A 26243-nucleotide genomic window follows, 5' to 3' on the forward strand; every position below is an offset into this window, starting at 1 on the left:
CTCAAGCGGCGCTGGCTGCGTGCTCGGACGGCACGTGCCCGAACTGCTCGCGGAAGCATTTGCTGAAGTACGACAGGTTGGTGAAGCCCACCTGGTAGGCCACGTCGGCCACGTTGCCGGCCTGGGCGGCCAGCAGTTGGGCGGCCCGGCGCAGGCGGAGGGTGCGCACAAAATCGGTGGGCGCCTGGTCGGTGAGGGCCTTGAGCTTGCGGTAGAGCTGGATGCGGCTCAGGTGCAGGGCGGCGGCGAACTGCTCCACGTCGAAATCGGCGTTGGCCAGCTCACGCTCCACCACGGCCAGGGCGCGGGTCAGGAAGGCTTCGTCGGCCGAGGTGATGGCGATGTCGCGGGGCTGCAAGGTGACCTCGCGGGCGAAGCGGCGGCGCAGCAGCTCGCGCTGGCGCAGCAGGTTGCGCACCCGGGCGCGCAGCTCCTGGGGCCGGAAGGGCTTGGTGAGGTAGTCGTCGGCGCCCAGCTCCAGGCCGGCCAGGCGGCTGTCGTCGGCGGTGCGGGCCGTGAGCAGCACCACCGGAATGTGGCTGGTGCGCTCGTCGGTTTTGAGGCGGCGGCACAGCTCCAGGCCGTCCAGCCCGGGCATCATCAGGTCGCTCACCACCAAATCGGGCAGGGTGTCGGTAATCTGGGCCAGGCCGGCTTCGCCCTCGGCGGCGGTCAGCACCCGGAACTCGGCCCCCAGGCACTGGGCCACGTAGGCGCGCATGTCGGCGTGGTCGTCCACCACGAGCACCAGAGGAGACGCTGCGCTGGACGCTTCGCTTAATGAAGAATTAGGAATGAGGAATGAGGAGTTCTGGTTCATAGCCGCCTGATTCTCCGCTAGCAACTCCTCTCTCTCAGTTTCTACCATTGGCCTGCTGGATGCTGGTAGTTCCTTATTAAGTATGGGGCTTAATTCTTCATTCTTCATTCTTAATTCTTCATTAATTATGGGTAGGCGCACGACGAACGTGGTGCCCATGCCTTCGGTGCTTTGCACCGTGACGGTGCCGTGGTGCAGGTTCACCAGCTCTTTCACCAGGGCCAGGCCGATGCCGGAGCCGGGGTGGCGGCGGCCGGGCGAGTCATCCACCTGGTGGAAGCGGTCGAATATCAGCGGCAGGTGGGCGGCCGGGATGCCCGGCCCGGTATCGGCCACGGTGAGCACGGCGTGGGCGCTCTCGGCCCGGAGGTCCACCTGCACCTTGCCGCCGGCGGGCGTGAACTTGAGGGCGTTGCCGAGCAGGTTGGTCAGCACTTTTTCGAGCTGGTCGGGGTCCACGTCCGCCCGGAGCGCGGCGGGCACCACGGCCCGCAGCTGCAGGCCGCGCGCGGCGGCCAGCGAGTCGAACGCCGCCACGCTGCTGCGCACGAAGGCCGGGAGGTCGGTGGGGCGGGCGTGCAGCCGCAGCTGGCCGGCTTCGAGGCGGGCAATGTCGAGCAGCTGGTTGATGAGCTCCAGGAGGCGGGCGGCGTGGCGGTGCATGAGGGCATGCTGCGCGGCGAGGGCCGCCGGGGCGGGCGGGGTGCCGGTCAGCAGTTCGTCCAGGGGGCCCAGAATGAGGGTGAGCGGGGTGCGCAGCTCGTGGCTGATGTTGGTGAAAAAGCGCGTTTTCAGCTCGTCGAGCTCCTGCAGGCGGCCGGTGGTACGCAGGCTTTCCTGCAGCTCGGAGTAGGCCTGCTGCAGCTCGCGGGCCCGCTGGCTCAGGGTTTCGTTGGCGCGTTGCTGCACTTCGTCCTTCTCCTGCCAGGCGGCCAGGGCCTGCCGCTGGGCCGCTTGCCGCTCCTGCCGGGCCAGGTTGATGCGGTCGGCCAGGCCGATGGACAGCAGAATAACTTCGAGCGCCGAGGCCATGCGCACCCCGTGCTCGGTGAGGAAGCTGACGGGCAGCACCCCCATCGTGCGCAGGTAGTAGACCACGATGGCCCCCACCAACAGCGCCCAGCCGGCCATGAAGTAACGAGCCGGGCGGTAGCCGGCCCCCAGCTGCCACAGGCCGGCCGCAATCAGCAGGATGCACACCAGCAGCGGCACCACCAGCGGCACGTAGGCCGCTGCCGCCACGGGCAGCCAGCACGCCAGCACCGGCAGCGGCGTGAGCAACAGCGCGGCCCGCAGCAGCCGGTCCACGCGGGGCAGCAGGCGGGCGGTGTCGAGGAAGGCACGGGCCATTTGGATGCCGGCCGCCAGGTTGATGCCCAGCAGTACTTCCTGCACCACGGTTTGCTGCGCCCCGTCGAGCCCGGTGAGCCAGAGCTGCTGCAGGTAGCCCATCATGTGGGCCTGCACCAGGCCAAAGCTCAGGGTGAAGAGCACGTAGTAGCCGTAGCCGCGGTCGCGCACCGAAAAGAAGAGGAGCAAGTTGTACGCCGCCAGGGCCAGCAGGATGCCGAAGTACACGGCCGAGCGCACGTCCCACTCGCGGTTGACTTGCAGGAAATGGCTGCGCTCGGTGATGTTGAACGAGAACAGGTCGGCCCAGCCGTGCACGTAGAGCGCGTAGTTGCGGCCCGGCCGCAGCGGCAGGGCCACGTTGACCACCCGGCTGGGCACGGCGTGGGTGCGGGCCAGGTAAGCGCCGTCCTCCACCACCTGCCGGAAAAGCTGGCCGTCGTCGCGCACCAGCAGGACCTCGAAGGTGCGGACGTTGGAAACGCCCACGTTCAGAATCCAGGCGGTGGCGGCGCGGCCGTCGTTGCGCACCTGACAGTGCAGCCAGTAGTCGGCCGGGTCGGCGTTGCGGTTGGGCACGTCCTCGGTGCTGGGCCGGAACCGGGCAGCGTAGGGCGGGGCCTGCACCTGGGCCAGGGTGAGGGGGTGCGCGTAGGCGTCGGGCCGGCGGTCGGCCAGCAGGCTCCAGTGCCGACCCAGCGGATAGACCCGGGCCGTGTCGCGCAGCACCAGCAGCCCGGCGGGCCCGACCGGCGGGCCCGGCGCGGCGCGGGCCAGCAGGCCCAGCCCGCTGCTGAGCAGCAGCAAAAGCAACGAGACGAACTGCTTCATGGAGGAGAGCAAAGCGGCAAGTTGGCAAAGGAACACGAAATCAAATGAATTTCTATAAAATATTTATTCCTTCATATTCAATGGTATATACTCGTTACTGCAACTAGCCTGTCAGGATTTGTTCGGTTTGTGGCAATCAAAAAATATGACAATGAAACGAGGGTATTGGTTTTTGAACAGGGAGTGCTAACAGACTAGCATGGATTAAAGATTGATTTGCAGCAGCTTAAGCCGGACCCCTCGACGGTGCCGGCACGACCCGGCGCATTCCTTTATTTTTTCCCAAAACCCTTCTGCAAAACCCATGAAGACTAACCTTACCCCCGCCCTGGCGCCCCCGCGGTCTGCCCGCCCCGAAGCGCCCGCGCCAACCGAGCGGCTGCTCACCTGGCTTTTTGTGCTGGTGTGGCTTATTGTGCTGGGGCTGGCCCTGCCCCTGAGCAGCCGCGCCCAGCTCGTGGCCAACTACGCCTTCGCCCCGAGCACTGGCACGTTCACCGAGCTGGCGGGCCCCACCCTCACGCCGGGGCTGCGCGTGGACACGGGCAACACGCCGGCCATCCCGCTGGGCTTCACCTTTCAGTTTGAGGGCGTGAACTACACCTCGGTCATCGCCACCTCGGACGGGTACCTCACGTTCAACCCGGCCCTGAACAACTCCACCTTTGGCAACGGATTCGCCTTCGTGACCCCGGCCAGCGACCCGCTCATCGCCGGCCTCTGGGACGACCTACAAGGGGCGGTGCCCAACAGCCGGGCGAGCTACGCGACGACGGGCGCCCCCGGCAGTCGGGTCTTCACCTTTGAGTGGCTCAACTGGGGCTGGAACTACCAGGCCACGGCCGGCAGCGTGTCCTTCCAAATAAAGCTACGCGAGGGCAGCAACCAGGTCGAGCTGGTGTACCGGCCCGAGGCCGGCGCGGTGGTGGGGGCGAGTGCCTCGGTGGGGCTGCGGTCGGCGGGCGGCCAAGGGCCAGGCACGTTCCTCTCGGTGAGTAGCCTCGACGGCGGGGCCGCGGTCAGCAGCACCGTGGCCGCCGACAACCTGGCGGCCAAGCCCGCCAGCGGGCTCACCTTCACCTTCACGCCCCCGCCCTGCACCACGCCGCCCACCTACGCCACGCTGCCCGTGAACCAGAGCTTCGAAGCCGCCTGGACCGACGCCTGCGCCACCCGCAACGCGGCCGGGGCCAGCTGGCGCACCTTCCCGCTCATCGGCGACCAGTCGTGGCGGCGCGACGACGACGGGGACGCCGCCGCCTGGCGCAGCCCCACCAGCTACCTGCCCACGCCCCGGGCCAGCCAGGGCAGCCGCGCCGCCATTTTCCACAGCGCCTACGCCAATGCCGGCACCCTCGGCAGCCTCGATTTGTACGTGGACCTGAGCGCGGGCGGCACCAAGACGCTATCCTTCGACTACGTGAACGCGGCCACCGTGACCGGCGGCAACCCCGAAAAGCTGGAAGTCCTGCTCAGCACCGACGGCGGGGCCACCTTCGGCGCTACGCCGCTGCTCACCCTGACCGTGGCCGCCGCCTACACGCCCCAGAGCGTGACGGTGCCCAGCACCTCGGCCACCAGCGTCATCCGGTTTCGGGGCACCGGCGAATTCGGCAACACCGACATCGGGATTGACAACGTGCGGGTGGAAGCCGCGGAATGCGCCCCGCCCACAGCCCCGGTTATCAGCGCCATCACCAGCACCGGGGCTAGCCTGAGCTTCGCGGCCAGCGCCTCGGCCAGCGCCTACACCGTGACCTACCAAGCCCAGGGCGGCCCGGCCCAGACCGTGAGCCCCAACCCCACCGCCTCGCCGGTGGCGCTGACCGGCCTCACGCCGGCCACCATCTACTCGGTGTCGGCCGTGAGCAACTGCGGGGCCGGAGCCACTTCGCCGGCCACGCCCACGGTGACGTTCACCACGGCGCCGGCTAACGACTTGTGCGCGAATGCCCAGCCCCTGACGCCGGCCTCGCCCTGCGCGGGCACGCCCGGTACCGTGGGTGGGGCCACCGCCGCCGGCCCGTCTGCGGCCACCGGCACGGCCGACGACGACGTGTGGTATTCCTTCGTGGCCACCAGCGCCCAGCACCGCATCACGATGACGGAAAACGTGTACACCAACGACACCGACCTCGTGCACGAATTATTTGGCCCCGGCAGCTGCCCCGGGGCCAGCGCCACGCCGCTCTTCAGCTCTGATACGCCCGACATGCTGGCCACCGGCCTCGTCGTGGGCCAGACGTACTACGTGCGGGTGTTCAGCTACTACGCCCTGCCGCTTACGCCCACGGCGGGCGCCTTCACCATCTGCGTGGACCAGCCCAGCAACGTGCCGGCCAACGACGAGTGCGCGGCGGCCACGGTGTTGACCCAGGCCACCACCACCGCCTGCACGCCCACCAGCGGCACCGTGTTCGGGGCCACGCAGTCGGGGGTGAGCGGCGGCGGCACCGGCACGGCCGATGACGACGTGTGGTACTCCTTCGTGGCGACCGGCCCCGCCGCCGCCGTGGCCCTGACCAACACCGGCGGGCTGGATTTGGTGGTAAACTTGCGCACCGGCCCCTGCACCAGCGGCACCAACCTGGACGTTGGCGACCAGGCCGGGGCCACCGCCGGGGCCATCGACAGCGTCATTGTGCGCAACCTAACCGCCGGGCAGACCTATTACGTGCGGGTGTATTCCTACGCGGCTACGCCCGCCACGGCCGCCAACGGGACGTTCACACTGTGCGTGACCACGCCCCCGGCCCTGCCCAGCACCTGCGCCCCGCCCACGGCCCTGACCGCGGCCAACATCACGACGACCAGCGCCCAGCTGACCTGGACCCCGGGGGCCAGCGCGACCGAGTACACCCTGGAGTACGGCCTGAGCGGCTTCACGCCCGGCTCGGCGGGCGGCACCGTGGTGCCCAACCTACCGTTTCCGAACCTGACCGCCGGCGGCCTGACCCCGGCCACGGCCTACCAGTTCTACGTGACCCAGACCTGCGCCTCGGGCCAGAACAGCGTCCGCGTCGGGCCGGTGAGCTTCACTACCCTGGGTGCGGCACCCGTCTGTGCTCCGCCCACCGTGCTGACTTCGGCCAACATCACCACCACCAGCGCCGACCTGGGCTGGACCCCTGGGGCCAACGCGGCGACTTACGCCGTGGAATACGGCCTCGCGGGCTTTGTGCCCGGCTCGGCCGGCGGCACCACGGTGGGTAACCTGACTTCGCCCACGCTGGCCCTCAACGGCCTGACCCCGGCCACTGCTTACCAGTTCTACGTGACCCAGACCTGCGCTTCGAGCCAGGCCAGCGTCCAAGTCGGGCCGGCCAACTTCACCACCCTGGGTGCGGCGGCCAACAACCTTATTGTGAGCACGACCCAGACCGTGCAGGGCACCTACGACAACGTGACCGTGACCCCCACGGGCGTGGCCACGCTCGGCGGCGGGCTGGTGGTGAACCAGGCCCTCGTCGTGCAGGACGGCGGCCGGCTGAACGACAACTGCGAGTTTATTTCCGGCCCCGGCAGCTTCACGCTCGCGGCGGGCGGCACGCTGGGCATCTGCGACTTGCAGGGCATCGCGCAGACCGGGAACATCGGCGCGGTGCGGGTGACGGGCGCCCGCTCGTTCAGCACCGACGCGCGCTACGTGTACAACAACCCGTCCGCCTCCACGCAGGTCACCGGGCAGGGCTTGCCCGGCCGGGTGCGCGAGCTGGTCGTCGACCACGCCGCCGGGGTGCTGCTCAACAACATCAACGGCAACCCCGGCCTGGAGGTGGCCCAGGTGCTGCGCCTGACCAGCGGCAACCTCGCCCTCGGCACCCAGACGCTGCGGCTGCTCTCCGGGCCGACCGGCACGGCCCTGGTTGACAACACCGGCGGCATCGTGGACGGCACCGCGCAGGTGCAGCGCTACGTGAGCAGCGCGCTGAACGCGGGGCTGGGCTACCGCCACTTCAGCGCGCCGGTGGGAGGCGCGCCGGTCAGCCAGTTGGCCACGGGCGGCTCGCCGGTGGTCGTGAACGCGGCCTTCAACGCGGCGTCGGCCCTGGTGCGGCCCACCGTCGTGCCCTTCCCCACGGCCTTTACCTACGACCAGACCCAGGTGCCGGCCACCGGCGCCCTGGTCGCCTTCGACCAGGGCTGGACGTCCCCCACCACCCTCGGCAGCCCGATGAGCCCCGCGCAGGGCCTCACCAAGCAGGCCGGCGGGGCCGAAACCGTGACCTTCCAGGGGCCGCTGAACAACGGGCCCGTGCTGGTGCCCAACCTGGGCTACGGCGCCAACGCCGCGCAGGCCGGCTGGCACCTGCTGGGCAACCCCTACCCCAGCCCGCTGGACTGGAGCACGCTCACGGTGGGCCCCGGCGGAGCCGACAACCTGCAGAATCTGAACGGGGCCGTGTACGTTTTTCAGAGCAGCGGTCCGTACGCCGGCACCTACCGCAGCTACCAGAATGGCGTCGGCGACCCGCTCATTGCCAGCGGGCAGGGATTCTTCGTGCGCACGGCCGGCACGGGCCAAAACGGCACGCTTCGCCTGAGCAACGCCAACCGCGTTACTACCTGGTCGGCTACCAATTCCGTCCTCAACCGCTCCGCTATCGACCCGCGGCCCCTGGCCCGGCTCAGCGTGCGCGGCCAGGCGGCGGGTTCCGCCTCTGACCAGACCACGGTGTACTTCGAGGCCGGAGCCACGGCCGGGGCCGATGCCCGCTTCGACGCCTACAAGCTGGCCAACCCCGGCGCGGCCGTGAACTTCTTTAGCCGGGCCGGGGCCGACGAGCTGAGCATCAACGGCCTGCCCGAGCTGGGCGCACAGTTCCGCACCGTGCCGCTGGGCCTGCGCGTGCCCCAGCCCGGCACCTACGCGTTGGCCGCCGACGAGCTGCGAAACTTCGGCCCGGTGGCGGTTTACCTGCGTGATGCCCTCACCGGCGCGCTCGTCGACCTGAGCCAGCAGCCCGACTACGCCTTCCAGGTGGCCGCGGGGGGGCTTGACAGCGGCTCCCGCTTCGCGCTGGAGTTCCGCCCCGGCACCGTGACGGCCACCCGCGGCGGCCTCCAAGCCGACCAAGTCAGCCTGTTCCCGAACCCGGCGCGGCAGGAGTTCACCGTGGTGCTGCCGGCCGGGCCCGCGGCCCAAGCCGTGACGGCGCAGCTTGTCAACGCCCTGGGCCAAACGGTGCTTACGCGCCGCCTGGCCCTGACCAGCACGGGGGCCACCGCCCGCTTCGACGTGCGCGGCCTAGCCACCGGGGTGTACGCGCTCCGCCTCACGAGCGGGGCCGAAGCGCCGGTAATCAAGCGGCTCGTCATCGAATAATTCTTCCTTTCCAGCACCGGGCCGCTCCGGGTGCAGGCGCTCACGAGGCGCAACCGGAGCGGCCCAATCTGGCCCACTTCATCTTTTCTCCAACATGAAAAAGCACCTGATTTTCAACCTGCGTAATGCCCGGATTTTCGTTGGCAGCGCGGCCCTGCTTTTTGCCATGGCGGCGCCCGCGGGGGCCCAGCCGGGCGGCGGCGGGCCCCTGCCCGAGCCCGGTAATCCCGGCGGCAACCCCACCGACATTCCCCTCGACGGCGGGGTTTCGCTGCTGCTCGCCGCCGGCGTGGGCCTGGGCCTGAAGCGCCTGCGAAAGCACCGGCGCCCCTCGCCGCCCGCCGCCAACTGAGCGCCCATCTTTCCATTACTCTTTACTCTCACCTATTTTCTGCAAATACCAAAAGCCCCGACGCTTTGCGCCGGGGCTTTTGACGTGCGCCCACTGGCAGCGGCCGGCTCAACGCAAGCGCAGCGAATGCTGAGGCGTGAAGCACTTATCCTTGCTTCACAGCAGTTTGCGGGTTCAGGTACGTTGTTGGAAGCAGTTAAAAGTTGAGAGTTAAAAGTTAAAAAATCAGGTAAGCAACATTTTAACTCTTAACTCTTAACTTTTAACTCCTCTACCCGAGGGTAGGAAAGCTGCTCCATCAGTCCAACGCCAGTTCCGCCGTTACGGCGGTGCTGCCGCCCGCGTCGTCGTCGGTCACGAGCAGCAGCTCCCAGCGGCCGGGGCCCAGGGCGCGGCGCACCGCCAAGCCCTCTACTTTACCGCGGTAGGCGCGCCCGTCGGCCCAGGCCAGCAGGCCGAACGTGGCCGCTTGGGCGGCCAGGTCCACCAGGCCGACAAAGGAGCCGAGCACCGTCCCGTCGAGCACCGCATCGGCCGTGTCTTCCACCGAAGCCGTGACGAAGAGCAAATCATCCGCGAACGTAGCGCCCGAAAAGCCGGCCGGGCAGCCGGCCAGGCTCGGCAACTGCACCAGCAGCGGCCGCACGGCCGGCGCCTCGGCAGCGGTTCCGCTTTGCAAAAATGCCAGCGTGGCCGCCAGCGGCAGGCGAAACACGATAGCCGCGTCGGCCCGCCCCACGGTGCGCTGAAACAGCAGCAGCTCAGTGGCCGAGGTGGCGGCGGCCTCCAGGTTGAGCACCGCGCCGGCCGGCAGGTAAGGCCGCAGCCGGGCGTAGAGGGGCGCCAGGTCCAGGGCTTCGGGCAGATGGTCCTCGGCGGTGGGCACAAACCAGCCCCGGGCCCGGTTGGGCAGGCTGCCCGAGCCCAGCAGCAGCAGCCCGGCCCGGCCGTCGGGCCACGTCACGGCCGCCAGGCCTTCCAGGTCGGGCTTGTCGTACTTGGGCAGGCGGGCCGAAGCGGTAGAGGCTGCATCAAGCAAGCGGACCTGTCCCGTGGGCGCCAGGGTAGCGGCATCCAGCAAATGCAGCCGGGCCGAGTCGTCGCCGATTACGTAGGCGGTGTCGCCGATAATCTCGACCCCGGAAGCCGAGGGCAGGCCGGTAACAGCGGTTTCGGACAGGATGGTGACGGTCATGAGCAAGCAAGCAAGGCGGCGCGGAAGCTGGCCCCGTAGCGGCGCTTACCGGCGCGGGAGCACCGGCAAAGGTCGGCGCAAACACCCGCCGGGCGGCCGGGAATGCCGAGCCCAGGAGCAGGCAGCGCAATCAAGCGCGGGTGGGTGCGGAGCGGCCATGCCCGGGTTTCGCGCAGCGCCGTCGGCTTGCAAAACTGTTTTTTTCTCAACAATTAATATTGTATATTATAAATATTTATGCACCTTTGCCCCCCTTCCCACTCCCGCTTTTCTTCTCATCTTACCCTGCTCCGCAATGGCTACCCCATATCCGGTGTGGTTTCTACCATTCACGCGCCAGCACGCCCGCCTGGCCGAGGTCATCACCCAACTGGAAAAAGCCGGCCTCGACCTGCGCCCCCGCCGCCCCCACGACGCGCCCGGCGGCGCGGGCATCCTGTTCCTGGACCCGCTCTCGTCGGGGCCCGAAGTGCTGGAGGCCGTGGCCGAAGCCCGCCGCGCACCCGATGCCAACGTGCTGGCCGTGAGCGTGGGCGTGTTGTCGAGCACCAGCACCTGGGCCCTGCTGCGCAGCGGCGTAGCCGATGTATTCTCCTGGTTCGACGTGGACCATCCGGTCGAAATCATCGTCTCGCGCCTCGCCTACTGGCAGGACCTCGACGCCCAGGTGGCCGACCTGCAGCGGCGCCTGGTGGGCCGCAGTGAGCGCTGGCGCGACGCCCTGCGCCAGGTCGTGGACATGGCCCTTTCCAGCTGCCAGGTGCTGATAACCGGCGAAAGCGGCACCGGCAAGGAGCTGGTGGCCCGGGAGATTCACCGCCTCGACCCGCGCCCCACCAAGCGCGACTGCGTGGTGGTGGACTGCACCAACCTGATTCCGGGCCTGTCGGGCAGCGAGCTGTTCGGGCACGAAAAAGGGGCCTTCACCAACGCCATCAGCACCCGCGACGGGGCCGTGGCCCTGGCCCACGAAGGCACTTTGTTTCTGGACGAACTGGGCGAGCTGCCCCTGGCGCTGCAGGCCGAGTTTCTGCGGGCGCTGCAGGAGGGCACCTACAAGCGGGTGGGCAGCAACACCTGGCGGCAGGCCCGCTTCCGGCTGGTGAGCGCCACCAACCGCGACCTGCTGGCCGAGGTGCACAAGGGCGCGTTCCGGCAGGATTTGTACTACCGCGTGTCGGGCTGGACCTGCCACCTACCGCCGCTGCGCGAGCGCAAAGAGGACATCGTGCCCCTGGCCGAACATTTCTTCACCCAGCAGCACGGCATCCGCCAGCCGGTGGACCGCCAAGTTTACGACTTCCTGCAACTGCGCGACTACCCCGGCAACGTGCGCGAGCTGCAGCAGCTCATCACCCGCATTGCCAGCAAGCACCTGGGCGAGGGGCCCATCACCATCGGCGACATTCCGCGCGCCGACTGGCCCGACTTTGCGCAGTTGGGGGCCGCCGGCCCGGCCGGCAATGAGCTGGAAGCCGGCGTCACGACCCTGCTCTACCAGGGCCTGGGGCTGAAAGAAATCAAAGACCAGGTCACCGAAATTGCCAAAAAAGTGGCCATCACGCACGAGTGCGGCAACCTCAAGCTGGCCGCCGTGCGCCTGCGGTGCAGCGAGCGAATCCTGCAGATGCACCGCCGCGACGAGCCCGAAGGCCAGCTGCGGCTGGTGTAAGGTGTAGAACGCAGCCTTTGCTGCGTCGGCCGCCCGCGCCGCCACCGCCCCAGCCGCATCCCAACTGGCGGAGCGAAGGCTCCGCCCTACCTTGCACCTGGCGGAGCAAAGGCTCCGCCCTACTTTCCCCGCGCTGCCTGTGCACACGCAATACCGCCGGCACTTGCCGCACATACATCCACCGGGTGCAGCCTTGTTTCTGACCATGCGCCTGGCCGGTTCTCTGCCCCAAACCGTGCTGGAGGACGTGCGAACTTCAGCCGCCGATTTGCCTTCGCAATGCCAACGCTTTGCCAGCTACGAGCAGCAACTGGAAACCGGCAGCTACGGGCCCACCTGGCTGCGCCAGCCGGTGGTTGCGGCCTTGGTGCTGGCCGGCCTGCGCCAACAGGCCGCCAACGGCCACTACGAACTTACGGCGGCCTGCGCCATGCCCAACCACTTGCACGTGGTGCTCCGGCTGCCGCTGGCCAGCCCGGAAGCTTTTTACCGCGTGCTGCAACGGTTCAAGAGCACTACGGCCGTATTGGCCAACCGTGCATTGGGCCGCAACGGCCGGTTCTGGCAAGATGAAAGCTACGACCACGTGGTGCGCGAAGGACAGCCCGAGGCTCTGGCACGAGCGGTCCGCTACACGGTGCATAACCCGGTAAAAGCTGGACTATGCTCACAATGGCAAGCATGGGAAGGCACGTACTTAGCCCAAGAGTGGCACGAACTGGTGTGAGTGGGACGCCGCCTTTGCTGCGTCAACCGGGCGGCACGGCAGTGGGACGCAGCCTTTGCTGCGTCAGGCGCCTGGCAGGTGCGGACGATTACCGTGCCATACTCGACGCAGCAAAGGCTGCGTCCCACTGCGTTTTGCTGCGCGGATGACCACGGCCTAGTCTTGGGCCACCAGCCACGGGTCGCGCCAGGCGGCGCCAGCGGCTTCGGCGGCCACGGCCACGCGCTGCTGGGCGCCTTCCCCCACTTCCCGCCGCACCCGGCCAATGAGGCGCAGCAGGTTGCCGGCCAGCACGAGTTGGGCTTCGGCCGGGGCCAGGTGCAGGGCGTGAATTTTGCTGAGCTCCACGCCCGGGTGCAGCCACGGGCCGTCGGAGCCGAAGAGAAACTTGGTGGGCCCGGCCCGCTCCACGGCCCGCAGCAGGATGTCGAAGCGGCGCACGCCCGAGGTGTCGGCGTAGATGTTGGGATAGCGCACGAGGTAGTCGATGAGGCCGGTTTGGGCCCGCCAATCGTCGGAGAACGAGCCCAGGTGCGGGATGATGAAGTTCACGTCCGGGTACTGCGTGGCCAGCAGGTCCACCACCGAGACTTCGCCCACCACGTCGTAGAGCACCGGCAGGCGAAAGACCCGGGCCACGTCGCACACCTCCCGGCTGATGCGGGCGTCGAAGCGGTGCAGCTTGATGCCAACGAAGCCGTACTCCTCCACGGCGGTGCGCACCATGGCCAGCACCCGGCCCCGGTCGCGCTGGGCGTGCACGAAGGCGAAGCCGTAGAACCGCTCCGGCTGCTGGCGCACCAGCTGCGCCACCCGGCGGTTGGCCGCGGCGTAGTCGGAATGGAACGCGGCGAAGAGCACCGTGCGCTGAATCCCGGCCTCGTCGGCCCAGGCCAGGTAGGGCTTGAGCGGCGCGTCGGTGTCCCAGGGCCCGGTCAGGCCGTCGCCGCGCCCGGCGTGGCAGTGGCAGTCGATGATGAGCATGGCAAAAAATGTAGGACGCAGCCTTCGCTGCGTCAGGCGTTAAGGAAAATCGGCAACAACGGCAATGAAACCAGTTGATGAGACTACGGCCAGGACTTACAGTTATTGAGTGATTGGCTCGGCAAATACCTCCCGCTCCTGTCCCGATGATTGACGCAGCAAAGGCTGCGTCCCACTACGAAGGCGGCCTAATGCGCCCAGCTCGCGCATGAAGGCCAGGCTGGTTTGGATGCCGCGCCAGAAGTTGGGCAGGTGCAGGAATTCGTCGGGGCCGTGCTTGCGGTCGTCGGGCAGCCCAAAGCCCATGAGCACGGTGGGGATGCCCAGTTCTTCCTCAAAAAGCGTGACGACCGGGATTGTGCCGCCGGAGCGCTGCAGCACCGGCCGCCGCCCGAAGCCGGTGGCGTAGGCGCGGCCCGCGGCCCGCATGACCGGGTGGGTGGGCGCCACGGTGTAGGGCCGGGCGTGGAGCTGGGCCGTGAGCGTGGCCCGCACCTGCGGAGGCGTGCGGCGGGCCAGGTACTGCCGCAGCTGCCGCTCCACGGCGTGCGGGTCCTGGCCGGGGGCGAGCCGGAAGCTCAGCTTGGCCGCAGCCCGCGGCGGAATCACCGACTTGATGCCCGCGCCCTGGTAGCCCCCGCCGAGCCCCGTGATGCTGAGCGAGGGCCGCAGGGTGGTGCGCTCGTATAAGCTGTAGCCGGCCTCGCCCCAGCCCTGCCCGACCTGCGCCTCGCGCAGCAGCTGCGCATCGGGCGGGCCGTGGCGCCGCAGGTAGGCGCGCTCGGCCGGCGCGGCCGGCCGCACGGCGTCGTAAAACCCGGGCAGGGCCACGCGGCCGTGCCGGTCGTGCAGCCCGGCCAGCAGCTCGCACAGCGCTTGCAGGGGGTTGAGCACGGCCCCGCCGAAGATGCCGGAGTGCAGCTCGGCCGCGGGCCCGTGCACTTCCAGCTCGGCGCTTAGGCTGCCGCGCAGGCCGTAAGTCAGCGCCGGCTGCGCGGCCGACAGCAGGTTGGTGTCCGAGAGCACGGCCCAGTCGGCGCGCAGCCGGTCGCGGTGCTCTCGAATGAAAGCGCCCAGGTGCGGACTGCCAATTTCCTCCTCGCCTTCGAGCAGCACTTTCACGTTGAGGGGCAGCGGGCGGCCGGTTTGCAACAGGATTTCGAGGGCCTTGAGGTGGGTAAAGAACTGACCTTTGTCATCGGAGGCGCCGCGACCGTAGAGGCGCGGGCCGCGCACGAGGCCGCCGAAGGGCGGCACCGTCCAGGCAGCAGCCGGGGCCACGGGCTGCACGTCGTAGTGCCCGTAGATGAGCAGCGTGGGCCGGGCCGGATGCACCCGCTTTTCAGCGTACACCACCGGGTGACGCGGCGTCTCGAATACGCGCACGCCGTCGAGGCCCAGGCCGCGCAGGTGCCGGGCCAGCCAGTCCGCGCAGGCCCGCACCGCCCCGGCGTACTGCGGGTCGGTGCTGATGCTGGGGAAGGCCACGAGCTCTTGCAGCTCGGCCAGAAACCGGGACGACCAAGCGGCAGGCCCACGGCTCGGCGGCGGATGAACAGGCGCGCCCACCGGGGCAACGCGGGGAGCGGCGGCTTGAAGAATTGACGAGGCCATGGCGAGTTGAGAAAAATAGCGGCCCGACGGCGCAAGCAGTGGCCCGCGGGCATTAAATCACCAGCCGCAGCCGAAAAATTGCCGACGAATTGCCTGGTTCGGTGGCCGGAATGGTCGTGCCGGTCTGGGCCATCCAGGCCTGGCGGGGGGTGAGGGCGGGGTTGGCCAGTTTGGCGTCGCGCACCCGCACCAGCATCTGCCAGGCTTGCCGCAGCGCAGGGTCGAGCACGGCGGCGTTGCTGCGGATGCTGTCGCGGAACACCAGCAGGTACCGGAAGGGGCCGCTGGGCAGGGCCGGGTCGGCCCACACCAGCAGGGCCGTTCTTATTTCCTTGTCGCTGCCAAGCACCTGCCACCAGCCCTTGCCGCGCCGGCGGGCCCAGAGCGCGGGCGCGCGCTCGTCTTCTTTGTAAATGCCGTTGAGGCCGAGCGGCCCCTGGCGTTTCACCGCCGCCAGCATGGCCAGGGCGTCGCCGCGCTCCCCCAGGCTGTCGCTGCGCAACATGCGCTGCAAGGCATACTGCGCAAACACGTCGATGCGCGCATCGATTACGGGCGGCGCTTCCAGCTCGTACCCAAACTCAAATTCCTCGGCCAGCGCGCGCCCCAATTCGGAGCTGCCCGCCCTTTCGTTCAGCTCCTCCCGGCCCGGGTCGGGGCGCTGGGGCGTGTTGTCGTCCACGGCCTGCTGCCGTTTGCGGCGTTCGGCCTGGGCCGTGGCGGCGGCTTTGGCCATGTTGTACACGGGCTGGGGCAACACCCTGGGACCGAGGGCCAGCGCGCCCGTGAGCACGGCGGCCCGGCCCAAATCTTTGGCCCGCTCCCACCAGCCCTCGGCTTCAAGCTCACTTTCGAAAAGAACCTCGTCGAGGAGCAATTTGCCAAACCGCCGGGGAACGGCCCCGCCGCAACCGCACCGGCCCCAGCAGCCGCAGCCGCCCGGCGCGGGCCCGGCCGGGCGCAGGCGCAGCTTGCCGGCCAGGTGGAAGCGGCCCAGGTAGCGGGCCAGCGCCCGGTAGCAGCTGGCGCACAGCGGCTCGCCGGTAATGAGCAAGATGCTTTTGACCTGCGCCGGGAAGCCCGGCCGGGCCGCCATCATGCGGTTGAACCAGGTAATAAACTGGCGCTCGGGGTGCTGCTGGCAGCCGTGCGCCCCGCCGGTGCGGGTGCGGCGCAGGGGCACGCGCAACACATTGCCCACCTTGAGGTAGATGATGGCCACGGCGGCGCGCGCGGCGAGGCTGGGGCGGCTGCGGCGGGCCGAAACGGTGGAAGTTGGATTCATGGCGAGGGAGAGACAGGGGTTGAGGCAGTAAACCAATCGGAGCGGCGGGCCAGGGCCGCCAACGCGGCAGTGGCCCGGCTGATGTCGGCCGCGGAGTGGTCGGCGCGCAGGCAAAAGGCTATTTCGGGCACGCCGGGTCGCGCTTCGCCGGCCAGCAGCACGGTGGCCAAGCCGGCCTGGCGCAGCTGCTGGTGCAGGCCGAGGGCCGCCGTGGTGCGGGCCAGCACCAGCTTCTGCACCGGAAACAGCCCGCCGCGCGGCCGCAGCCCGGCCCGCGTCAGCTCCCGCCGAAACTGCGCAATGCGCCGGCCCAGGTGGCGGCGGGCGGCGTCGCCGCGGCGGGCATCGTGGCGCAGGGCGGCCTGGGCGGCCCAGGCGTGCCACCCCGACACGGGGCTGGTGTGCACCCGCGTCTCGGAGTGCCGCCGGAACTGCGCCACCCGGGCGGCGCGGCCGGCCAGCACGGCCACCGGCACCCCCAAGCCTTTGGCCAGCGAGGTGATGGTGAGCAGCTCGGGCGGGCCGGCCTCCGCGGCCAGGCCGGCCCACGACAGGCTGCCGCCCCCGCCCTGCCCCAGCAGCTGGCCCGGGCCCGGCCGGGCCCCCAGCACGCCGAAAGCCTGGGTGTCGTCGAGCAGCAGCACGGCGCCGGGGTGGGGCGCCAGCAGGTCGCGGTACCGGGCCAGCGGGGCGGCACCCCGGCCGGGGCGCCAGCCGTCGGACACGAGCCAGGGCGTGCGGCCCTGCTGCCCGTAAGCGTGCAGCACGCGGGCCAGGCCAGCCTGGTCATCGGCCCGAAACTGCACCACCGGCCGGCCGAGCGCACGGGCGCGCAGGCCGCCCCATTGCCCCACCGGGTACAGCGCCCGGTCGAGCAGCAGCACCCCGTGGGGCGGCATGAGCCCGAACACGTCCCAGAACAAGTGCAGCGTGGACGGGGCCAACAGGCCCGCTTCCAGCCCCTGCCGCCGGGCCACGGTTTGGGCCACTTCCCGGGCCCGGTCGTCCTCGCCCAGTGCGGCCGGGCGGCCGGTGGTCAGCACGAGGCCCGCGGGCGGTGGCAGCACCCGCGGGCCCAGGTACAGGGCGGAAGTGAAATCCAGCATGGGCGCCTGTGGATTAATGAAGAATGAGGAATGAGGAATGAGGAATTATTAGGACGTCGCGCTTGTGTGGCGGCCGCGCGGCGCAGCATCTTGCCTGCTGACTAATCCCGGTGGCCAAACGGTCGAATTACTTTTTCTGGCAGGATGCTGCGCCGCGCGCTGCACGGCCGCCGCTCAATTCCTCATTCTTCATTCCTCATTCCTCATTAAGATGAAGCCGCAGGCGTCAGTCGTTAATGGCCGGGCGGCGCGGCACCGGGGCCATGATGGGGCGGGGCGGGGTGGCCTGGCCGTTTTGCCCGTTGAGCTGGCGGTTGCGGCGGAGCTGGCCTTGCTGCAGCGCGTTCTGGCGCTCGATGAGCTGGGCCGGCTGCAGGTAGCGCTCCTCGTTGTCGGGGGCGGCCTGGCGCACGTCGCCCAGGTCGGTGGCCAGGTCGATGCCCGTCACGGCTTTGTAGGCGTGGATGTAGCGCTGGATTTCCTCGCGCCAGTAGTGGGCCCAGTTGGCGGCGTTGGTGCCGCCCACGGCCGGGCTGTTCCAGGAGCCGTACCGGATGCTCAGCAGCAGTTGCTCGCCGAACGCGCCCAGGTCGCGGAAGTGGGTGATGTTGGTCGAGGTCCAGCCCTGCAAGCTCTTCATGTTGTCGACGCGGTCCATCCACGGCTCGGTGTAGGGCACCATGATGCGGCCGCCCAGGAACTCGCGCACCTCGGGCCGGGCCAGTATCCACTGCTGGGTGAGCATCTCCACGCGGGCCGTCCAGGGCAGGTCGCCGTACTGGTTGTGGGCGCCTTCGGCCAGGGTCAGGTGCACCTCGCGCAGGTGGTTGAGGATGGGAAAGCCGTCGGGAATCACGGTGGTGAAGTTGGCCTGCTGGTAAAACTCGGTGCAGGCCCGCAGCAGGCTGTGGAAGCCCCGCAGGAAGAACGTGCGGTGCTCGGCGGCGGCAATGTTCTGCACCCCGCGCCCAATCAGCCCGAAGCCGTACTCGTACTGGTACTCCAGGTTGCGGCGGTTCATGGTCAGGCGGTTGCGCTCGTCCTCGATGTAGCCCCAGATGATGTTGCTCAGGGGCCGCAGCGGGTCGATGGCCATGCCGGCCAGCGGGTCGGCCCCGGCCCCGGCGCGGCGCACGTTCTGAAAGCGCAGGCTGATGGCGTTCATGGTTTGCACCAGGCCGCCCTCCTCGTGCCAGTACGACCAAATCAGCTCCATGAGCGGCGGCGCCTGCAGCTTCGACTTCAGGATGCCGTAGCACACGTCGTCGCCCCCGGCCAGGTCCTGCGGGTCCTTCAAGGGCACTTCCGAGAGCTTCTCGCGGATGATTTTGAAGTACGGCAGCACCTTGCCCTCCTCGTTTTCGAGCTGTTCGAGGTAGTCCTCGCGCAGGGCCCCGATGCCGAAGGCCGGCCCGCCCAGGCGGCGGGCCTCGGCGGTGTCGCCGCGGCGGTCGGGGCGGGTGAAGTTGAGGTTGCCGGCGCGGCCGGCGCTTTCGCCGTCGATGGCCAGCCCGGCTTCCTGCATCACGAAAAACTCGGTGGCGTACTTCAGCATGGAGTACGAGGCCGAGCGGCTGAACGGCAGCTGGCGGGCGCTGGCAAACTTGCGGGCGTCCTGGCTCTCGGCGCCCTCCCGGGTGCACAGCACCCGGTCAATAAAGCCGCGGTACGCGCTGAAGTTGAGGGTGCGGCGGCGGATGAGCCCCCACAGGGCCTGGTCGAAGGTTTGTTCGCGCTTGGCCTCGTTCATGGTCACGCGCACGGGCGGGGTTTCCTCGTCCTCCTGCACGCGCAGCTTGAGCGGGCCGAAGTCGAAGATGGAGGCGTTCACGGCGGCGTCGCGGCCGAAGCGCCCGCGCGGGGGCACCTGCCCGCCGCCGGCCACGGCCCCGGCAATGGTGAACGTGCCGGGCGCGTCCCAGGTGCGCACGTCCCACACCAGGTCCACGCTGAGCTGGTCGGCCAGCGACACCTTTTTCGACACCACCGCCAGCTTGCCAAACAGCACGAGCCCGTCGGTGGGCTCGGGGCCGACTTTGAGGTGGAGCTGGTCGTTGTCGACGGTGTAGGTGAACAGGTGCGACTGGGCCGCCCGGCCGTCGGCCAGGTGGTCAAAGTTCAGGCTGACGGTGCCGCGCTGGCCCAGCGCGTCGGCCAGCGACTTGCCTTCGGGGTCGGTGCTGAGCGTCAGGGTCAGGGTGGAGTCGTCGCCGAGCGCCACCTGCGAGGCGTCAATGCTTAATTCGCGGAGCATGGGTACGGGGTTTTAGGGTTAAAGTGGAACGGGGGGCGGCGGGCGGCGGCAGGGCCGGCGCGGCGCAGTAGTTGCGGGCCCGGTTCAGGGCCCAGTGCGAGAGCATGTGCGAGAGCACGCGCACCTCCTCGTCGGTCGAGATGCGGCCGTCGGCCTTGGCCTGGCCCACCACGGCAAACACCAGCGAGGGGGCGCTTTGCTCGCGCTGGCCGGCCTGCTGCTGCCAGGCATCGTAGAGGGCACGGAGCTGGTCGGGCTGCCGCTCGTTTGCGGGAAAAACGTCGGCCACCCGCCGCCCGCGCAGGGCCGCCGGCCGGTGGCCCAGCACGAGGCCGGCGAAGGCGGGCAGCACGGCTTCGAGCCGCCGGATGAGGTCACGCTTGTCGGCGCTCAGCTCGGTGGTCGGGTAGAGGGCTTCCCACTGCCGGCCGAGGGCGGCCCACTGCGGGTGCGGAAACAGGGCCGCGCCCAGCGCCAGGCTGATTTTCACCCGAATCCAAGGGAAGGGGTGCGGGCCGTCGGTGCCGATGCGGAACACGAAGTAGCTGGGCAGGCTCACCACGCTCAGCAGGCCGTAGGTGGCCGTGATGCCCAGGTGGCCCAGGGCCCAGCAGTCCGAGAGGATTTCGTTGAGCCAGCGGCTGAGCAGCTGCCAGGGCAGGGCCTCGGCCTTGGGCCCGGCGGCCATCCGCTGCTCCAGCACCTGCTTGAGCGAGGTGGTCAGGCCCAGCAATTCCGAGCCCTGATGGCCTACTTCGTGGATGAGCGAAGAGGCAATGCCCGAGCCTATCATGCGCTCGCGCGGAATCTGAATCACGCCCACCGGGTTCTGGTCGCCGCCCGGCAGACGGGTGCGGGCCCGCCGGATGGCCGCCCCGTGCCCGCGCTCCAGGAAGCACACCAGCGGCGGCGGGGTATAGTAGCCGCCGGGCAGGGCCAGGGCGTCCTCGGCCAGCACGTCGAGCCCCGCCACCCAGGTGCCGATGCCGTGCTCGCTGCGCTGGCTCAGCACGTCGGCGAAGATGTCGACCTGGTCGAGCAGGTTGTTGAAGCGCAGCTTGAGCAGCACGTAGCGGGCCTGGGTTTGGGCCGCGCTCAGCCCGGCGCTATCCGGGCTGCGCAGCCAGGCCACGAAGGCGCGCAGCTTGCGGCGCAGGTCGAACGCCACGTGGGCCAAGTGGGCATTGATGGCCGCCTGGGCCGGCGCCGACACCGCCGCCGCGAGCACCATGGGCGTGCTCAGCGAAAACGAGCGCACGGTTCGCAGGCGGCTGACCAGGGCCAGCGTTTCGTTCACCAGAAACCGGGTAGCGTCGGCGGAGCGCATGGCGTCGAAAGAGTTGAGAGAGGAAAAAGAAGAGGGAAGGAATGAGGGAACGGGCAGCGGTTTTTTCTAGGCTTAGCCGCGGCGCAGGCAGCCGCCCGCGCGCTGTTCGCTCGTTCCCTCTGCACTCACAGCTGAATAATCAGCGTGCGGCCCCGGCGCATCCAGGTGCCGCGGGTGCCGCCCCCGCCGCCGCCTACCGACGAGTAGTCGCCCGGGTCGGCGCCGCCGTCATAGCCGGACGGGTCGTAGCCGTTGCCGCCCTGGTCGGCGCCGTAATCGGAGGCCGCGTAGGCTTGGCTCGGGCCCGGGCTGGCCGAGTACCCGTAGGCCGGCCGGCCCCCGCCCGCGTAGGCCGGGCGCCGGCCGCCCGATGACGTACGCCGGGCCCCGCCCTGCGCGGGCCGGCGCCCGGCCTGAGCCTGGCCCTGGCCCGGCCGGCCAGCGCCCGAGCGGAACGTACCGTTGGCGTTGCGGGGGCGCAGCAGGCCGGGGGCGTGCTGGCGCGCGGCGCCGGTCAGGGCCTGGCGCACCACGGCCGGCGCGGGCGTGCCGCGGCGCTGGCTCTGCAGGGCGGCGGCGCGGCTGGCGGCCGAGTTGGCGAAGCGCACGTAGGCGCGGGCCGTTTCAAATTCCTGGTCTTCGGGGCTGAGGCCCTCCAGCTCCAGCTCGAAGAGGTTGCCGGCCATCGCGCCCAGCTTGCTGCCCACCGAGGCCCCCAGCGGCCCGCCGAAGAAGGTGCCCAGCGCGCCGCCCGCAATGGGCAGGGCCTTTTTGGCCACCGTCTTGAGCACGCCGCCAATGGCGCGGCCCACGCCGGACTTGGCGAAGTTGCCGATGGCCCGGCCGGCGCCCTTGATGAGCTTGCCCAGGAACAGGTTCAGCTCCTCCTCGTTGCTGACTTCGAGCAGTTCATGGGCCAGCTCCATTTCCAGCGTCTCGTTGAGCTCGCCGCTCATCTCGCCATTGTATTCGCCATTGTATTCGCCGTTGTACTCGCCGTTCATTTCGAACGACTCACCCTGAGCCTCACCGGTGGTTTCGCCCATGAATTCGGGGCTAAACTCGTAGGTTTCCATGGCCTGGCCGCCGGCTTCCAGTTCCTGGCCGATGGCTTGCTCAAATTCCTGAGAAAATTCGTTGTTATACATGGCATTGGGGGTAAGTGAAGAGTGAAAAAAGTAGAGAGTGGCCCGGTGCATTCGCCCCGGCAACCGTGGCGGAAAATCGTTGAATCAGGGCCGGGGCCGCTACACGTTGTGGAGGACCACCGTGCCGCCGCGCCGCTCCCAGGTGCCGCGGCGGGCCCGACGGGCGGGCCCGCTGAGCTGCTGCAGGGCCCCGGTCATGAGGCCCGGGGCGTGGGCGGGCGCCGAGGCGCTGAGCACCTGCCGCCCCAGGGCGCCGAGGCTGAGGTTGGGGTTGCGGTTCAGGGCCTGGTTGGCGCGGCGCGTGACGTCGGTGGCAAAGCGCACGAACGAGCGGGCAATTTCCAGCTCCTGGTTTTCGGGGCTGAGGGCTTCCAGCTCCAGGCCGAACACGCGCTTGGCGTTGTCGGCCACCCAGTTGCCGGCTTGGGTGCCGGCCCACTGCCCGGCCTGGGTGCCGGCGTAGCCGCCCGCTTTGCCCCCCAGCCAGCCCCCGGCGCGGGCGCCCACGGGGCCCAGCCGCCCGCCCAGGGCCGAGCCGGCCCGGCTGCCGAGCGCGGCGCCCGCCTGCCCGCCGTACTGCCCGCCCAGTTGCGGCAGGGTCTTGGTGCCGAAATTAACCAGGTAGCGGCCCACGCTTTGCCCGGCCGGCGAGCTGATGAGGCGCGAGGCGGCGCCCGCGGCCTGGCCCATGAGGTCGCCCAGGAACAGGTTCAGCTCCTGCTCGTTGGTCACTTCCAGCAGCTGGACCGCCATTTCCTCCTCGCCGTTCAGCTCAAAGTTCTCGTTGCTGAATTCGCCGCTGAATTCCTGGCCAAACTCCTGCCCCATTTCCTGGCCGTATTCCTGGGCGTACTCGCCGTTGGTTTCGTAGCTGTTTTCAAATTCGCCGTTGGCGGCGGCCCCGGATTCGAACTCCTGAAGGGTGCGGTCGATGTTGTGCATGGCTGACAAGGAATGAATGAGAGATGCCTCCCTGTTTTCAATCCCAGTGCCAATTCCGCCAACCGCGTTTCCAGCCTCCTACGCGGGGTGCCACCCGAAATAAATTTCGGACAAACGCCAAACGGCCGGTTTCGGCGAAAATCGTTTCGCTGAAACCGGCCGTTTGGCGGGGTTCCCAGACAACCCACGTTGCGGGCTACCGACCTGCCGCCCCGCGTAGGCTTGACCGGATGGGTCCGCAACTTGGGTTAGGCAAGAAACTCCCAACCTAACACGGTTCTCCGGTCCCGTTTATGGCGCGGCCGGCGGAACCTCACGGGACCCCTGCGGGGCGGACGAGTGCAGGTACTTGCGCAACCGCGCCAAAGGCGCGCAACACTCTCCCAGAACCTACTTCACAATCACCAGCTCCACGCGGCGGTTCAGGCGGCGGGTTTCTTCGCGCTCGTTGCCGAACTTGGGTTTCGAGCCCCCAAAGCCTACGGTGGTGATGCGCTTTTCCCCCACGCCCCGGCCCACGAGGTAACGCTTCACCTCGGCCACCCGGTCTTCGGAAAGCTGCTGGTTTTTGTCGGCCGGGCCCACGTTATCGGTGTGGCCTTCGAGGCGTACCTCTGTGCCCGGGTTCGCCTGCAGCGTAATGGCGAGGCGGTTCAGCTCCGTAAAAGAGGAGCCCAGCAGGCCGGCTTTGCCCTGGGCGAAGATGATGGTGGGCAACTCCAGCGTGGCCCCCACGGCGGCGGGCAGCAGCAGCAGGTCGCGCCGGGGCGAGCCGCGGGCCACCAGCGTGTCGCTCACCGTGAGGAAGCCGCCGCCGGTGGCCGCGAGGTAGTACCGGCCCGGCAGCAGCGACATCTGGTAGCCGCCCGTGTTGTCGGCCCGGCTGGTGGCGTTGAACTGGGTGCCCGCGGCGTTGGCCAGCAGGTTGGCCTTCACCACGGCGCCCGGCACCGGCTGGCGGGTGCGGGCGTCCAGCACGCGCCCGCTCACGAAGGCCCGGGCCGAGGCCTCCGTGACCACCGCGGCCACCGGCGCCGGCAGCGAGTCGGCGGGCGCGGCGCGGCCCGTGCGGTAAATGTCCTTGGTGCCGTTGGCCGTGGCCGAGGACGAAAAATAGGCCGTCTTGCCGTCGGGCGTGAGCGTCAGGTAGGCGTTGAAGCCGGGGCCGTTCAGGGCCGGGCCCAGGTTGCGGGGCTCGCTCCAGCGGGTCCAGGTGTTGTCGAGGCGCTGGCTCACAAAAATATCGGCCGAGCCGTAGCCCATGTGGCCGTAGGAAGCGAAGTACAGCGTCTTGCCATCGGGCGCCAGCCAGGGGGCAAAGTCGAAGCCGGGCGAGTTCAGCACCGGGCCCAGGCTGAGGGGCTCGGTGTAGGCGTTGCTGGCATTGCGGCGGCACAGGTAGAGGTCGTTGCTGCCTTCGGAGTCGCCGCGTTCCAGCGAGAGCAGCAGCAGCGGGTCGTCCGGCCCGGTGGTCGAGCTCCTGAAAAATCCCGTAGCCGGCGTGGCCGAATAGAAATTGGGGATGGCCACCGGCGCCGGCCGCACCCCCTTGGCCGAGCCGTTGGTGGCCGCCGCGCGCGTCACCACGCTCAGGCCCTCGTCGCGGAAGCCGCCGGTTTCGTAGGTGCCGCGCAAAAACAAGTCCTCGCCAATGGCGGCCACCACCTCGTTGTTCTGGGGGGTGTTGATGGCGTCGAGGCGCTCGGGCGGGCCCCAGCTCTGGCCCTTGTCGGGGCTGTGGCTCAGCCAGGCGTCGCCGGATTCGGTGCTGCCCTCCACGTTGCCGGCAAACTTGGTGCGCGCAAAGTAGAGCGTGTTGCCGTCGGGGCTCAGCAGCGGGTGCACCTCGTTGCCGGGCGAGTTCACGGGGCCGGCCAGCGGCTGGGGCGCGCCGAACGGGGCCGGCCCTTCCAGCACGTTGAGGCGCAGCCGGAACAGGCGCCACTGCTGGCTGGCCCGCCCGTTGGCCTTTTGGGCCAGCACCGGCGTGCCGTTGAATTTATCGGCGCCGGCCAGCGCCGCGGTTAGTCCTTCGCTCTTGTTTTCGAGCTGGAAGCTGCCCAGCGGGCCGGCCGGCACCAGGCGCCACTGCTGCTCGGCGCTGCCCTGGAAGGGGCGCTGCACCAAAGCCGCGTTTTCGCCGGCCTTGCTCAGGGTGAGGCACTGGCCGCTGTGGCGGGCCTCGATGCGGTAGTACTCGCTGCCGGCGCGCAGCGGCACGAAGCGCCACTGCTGGCTGTTGGCGTGGGTAAATTCCCACTGCACGCCGGGCGCGCCGCTGGTGGTGCTGGCGTTGGCCACGTCGAGGCAGCGCCCGCTGCCGCGGTTAATCACGCCGTAAAAGGCCCGCTCGTCGGGCACGAACGGGGTTTGGGCGGGGGCAAGCAAGGGCAATAGCAGAAGCAGCGGCAGCAATCGAAACATCAGGGGGGCGCGCCGAGAAAGAGCGCACGTGGGTGAATTACGCAAAAGAACGGCGGGAAAGGTGAAGTGTCCGGCCGCGCGCGCCCCGGCGCCGGCCCGGCGGCGGCCCGGGCGCAGGCAACAACGCAGGCCCGTTGGTAGTAAGCAAGAATAAAGCCCCTGATTTTTCAAACTTCTCACGAATAACCATGCGCAAAGGCACCAAAGTCACCTGGAAATACGGCACGGGCACGGCCACAGGCAAAATTGAGTCGCTTCACAAGGAGCCGGTGGCCCGAACCATCAAAGGCACCGAGGTTCACCGCAACGGCTCGGCCGAGGACCCGGCCCTGGTCATCGTGCAAGACAACGGCGACCGGGTGCTCAAACTACAAAGCGAGGTGAAGGCAGCGAATTAAATATATTGCCGGCCCTATTGTTTCGCCTGTCCAGCCGCAATGCTTTCCTTGATGCCGCATTACTACTCCGTGCATTACCAGGCCCAGCCCCCGCTCATCCGGGGCCTCGTGCTGCGCCCGCTAACGGCGACGGAGTTCACGGAAGCTTGCGAACTGCTGCTGGCCCAGGCCCAGGAACACGACTGTCCCTATTGGCTGCTCGACGGCCGGGCCGACGAAAACATTCGTCCCCCGGCCCTATTCCAGTGGCTAGTGGAGGACTTCCTGCCCCGCGTGCCCAAGGTGCTGGGCCGGGTTCCCTGCCTGGCCTTTGTGGCCCAGCCCCGCTTCTGGCGCGAGTTTCAGGCCCGCAACAGCACCCCCGACTCCCCGGGGCTGTTCGTGCCTGGTTTTCGGACCGGCCTGTTTACCGAGGAAGCAATGGCCCTCGACTGGCTCGACACCTTCCGCACCAGCCCGTGAACTCCTGCCGCCGACGTGGTCCCGGC

Annotated in this window: 17 protein-coding genes; 6 read left to right on the top strand and 11 right to left on the bottom strand. The window is 69.0% G+C overall.

Annotated features, from left to right (window positions below; all coding sequences use genetic code 11):
* Position 1: 1 nt before the first annotated feature.
* Entirely contained in the window at positions 2–3001 is a 3000-nt protein-coding gene (locus RMO51_RS12175) for a 7TM diverse intracellular signaling domain-containing protein (RefSeq protein WP_310394983.1), read from the bottom strand.
* A gap of 304 nt (positions 3002–3305) precedes the next feature.
* On the opposite strand from RMO51_RS12175, the gene RMO51_RS12180 reads away from it, so the two are divergent.
* Both RMO51_RS12180 and RMO51_RS12185 read left to right on the top strand, forming a co-directional pair.
* A complete protein-coding gene (locus RMO51_RS12180) occupies positions 3306–8327 on the top strand; it encodes a fibronectin type III domain-containing protein (RefSeq protein ID WP_310394984.1) in 5022 nt (1673 codons plus the stop codon).
* 94 nt (positions 8328–8421) lie between these two features.
* Entirely contained in the window at positions 8422–8679 is a 258-nt protein-coding gene (locus RMO51_RS12185; protein ID WP_310394985.1) for a PID-CTERM protein-sorting domain-containing protein, read from the top strand.
* Positions 8680–8977: 298 nt separating this feature from the next.
* Here RMO51_RS12185 and RMO51_RS12190 read toward each other — a convergent pair whose 3' ends face one another.
* Positions 8978–9874, bottom strand: coding sequence for a DUF6929 family protein (locus RMO51_RS12190; RefSeq protein ID WP_310394987.1), 897 nt, complete (start codon positions 9872–9874; stop codon positions 8978–8980).
* 295 nt (positions 9875–10169) lie between these two features.
* On the opposite strand from RMO51_RS12190, the gene RMO51_RS12195 reads away from it, so the two are divergent.
* Together RMO51_RS12195 and RMO51_RS12200 are read left to right on the top strand one after the other, a co-directional pair.
* A complete protein-coding gene (locus RMO51_RS12195) occupies positions 10170–11546 on the top strand; it encodes a sigma 54-interacting transcriptional regulator (protein ID WP_310394989.1) in 1377 nt (458 codons plus the stop codon).
* A gap of 139 nt (positions 11547–11685) precedes the next feature.
* The gene (locus tag RMO51_RS12200; protein WP_310394990.1) at positions 11686–12273 is read left to right on the top strand and encodes a transposase; all 588 of its coding nucleotides are present in this window, start codon (positions 11686–11688) and stop codon (positions 12271–12273) included.
* 156 nt (positions 12274–12429) lie between these two features.
* On the opposite strand, the gene RMO51_RS12205 is transcribed toward RMO51_RS12200, so the two are convergent.
* The 9 genes from RMO51_RS12205 to RMO51_RS12245 all read right to left on the bottom strand — a co-directional run bounded on the left by RMO51_RS12205 (position 12430) and on the right by RMO51_RS12245 (position 25327).
* Positions 12430–13257, bottom strand: coding sequence for an amidohydrolase family protein (locus RMO51_RS12205; RefSeq protein ID WP_310394992.1), 828 nt, complete (start codon positions 13255–13257; stop codon positions 12430–12432).
* Between the two features lie 102 nt (positions 13258–13359).
* Positions 13360–14871 carry a dipeptidase gene (locus tag RMO51_RS12210; RefSeq protein ID WP_310394994.1) on the bottom strand — a complete coding sequence of 504 codons (1512 nt, stop codon included), beginning with the start codon at positions 14869–14871 and terminating at the stop codon, positions 13360–13362.
* 52 nt (positions 14872–14923) lie between these two features.
* Entirely contained in the window at positions 14924–16156 is a 1233-nt protein-coding gene (locus RMO51_RS12215) for a hypothetical protein (protein ID WP_310394996.1), read from the bottom strand.
* Positions 16153–17262: an aminotransferase class I/II-fold pyridoxal phosphate-dependent enzyme gene (locus RMO51_RS12220; RefSeq protein ID WP_310394997.1), complete on the bottom strand. Its 1110-nt coding sequence runs from the start codon at positions 17260–17262 to the stop codon at positions 16153–16155. The genes RMO51_RS12215 and RMO51_RS12220 overlap by 4 nt, the downstream gene beginning before the upstream one ends.
* Positions 17263–17488: 226 nt before the next feature.
* The gene (locus RMO51_RS12225; protein ID WP_310394998.1) at positions 17489–19516 is read right to left on the bottom strand and encodes a hypothetical protein; all 2028 of its coding nucleotides are present in this window, start codon (positions 19514–19516) and stop codon (positions 17489–17491) included.
* Positions 19494–20843, bottom strand: a complete 1350-nt coding sequence (locus RMO51_RS12230) for a hypothetical protein (RefSeq protein WP_310395000.1) — start codon at positions 20841–20843, stop codon at positions 19494–19496. The genes RMO51_RS12225 and RMO51_RS12230 overlap by 23 nt, the downstream gene beginning before the upstream one ends.
* Positions 20844–20968: 125 nt before the next feature.
* Positions 20969–21991, bottom strand: a complete 1023-nt coding sequence (locus tag RMO51_RS12235; RefSeq protein ID WP_310395003.1) for a hypothetical protein — start codon at positions 21989–21991, stop codon at positions 20969–20971.
* A gap of 99 nt (positions 21992–22090) precedes the next feature.
* A complete protein-coding gene (locus RMO51_RS12240) occupies positions 22091–22933 on the bottom strand; it encodes a hypothetical protein (RefSeq protein WP_310395005.1) in 843 nt (280 codons plus the stop codon).
* 390 nt (positions 22934–23323) lie between these two features.
* Positions 23324–25327, bottom strand: a complete 2004-nt coding sequence (locus RMO51_RS12245) for an RICIN domain-containing protein (RefSeq protein WP_310395007.1) — start codon at positions 25325–25327, stop codon at positions 23324–23326.
* Between the two features lie 218 nt (positions 25328–25545).
* Here RMO51_RS12245 and RMO51_RS12250 point away from each other — a divergent pair, with 218 nt between their 5' ends.
* Together RMO51_RS12250 and RMO51_RS12255 are read left to right on the top strand one after the other, a co-directional pair.
* Positions 25546–25755, top strand: a complete 210-nt coding sequence (locus RMO51_RS12250; RefSeq protein WP_310395009.1) for a DUF2945 domain-containing protein — start codon at positions 25546–25548, stop codon at positions 25753–25755.
* 39 nt (positions 25756–25794) lie between these two features.
* Positions 25795–26217 carry a hypothetical protein gene (locus tag RMO51_RS12255; protein ID WP_310395011.1) on the top strand — a complete coding sequence of 141 codons (423 nt, stop codon included), beginning with the start codon at positions 25795–25797 and terminating at the stop codon, positions 26215–26217.
* The last annotated feature ends 26 nt before the right edge of the window (positions 26218–26243 follow it).

This window comes from Hymenobacter sp., assembly GCF_031398885.1.
GTDB lineage: Bacteria > Bacteroidota > Bacteroidia > Cytophagales > Hymenobacteraceae > Hymenobacter.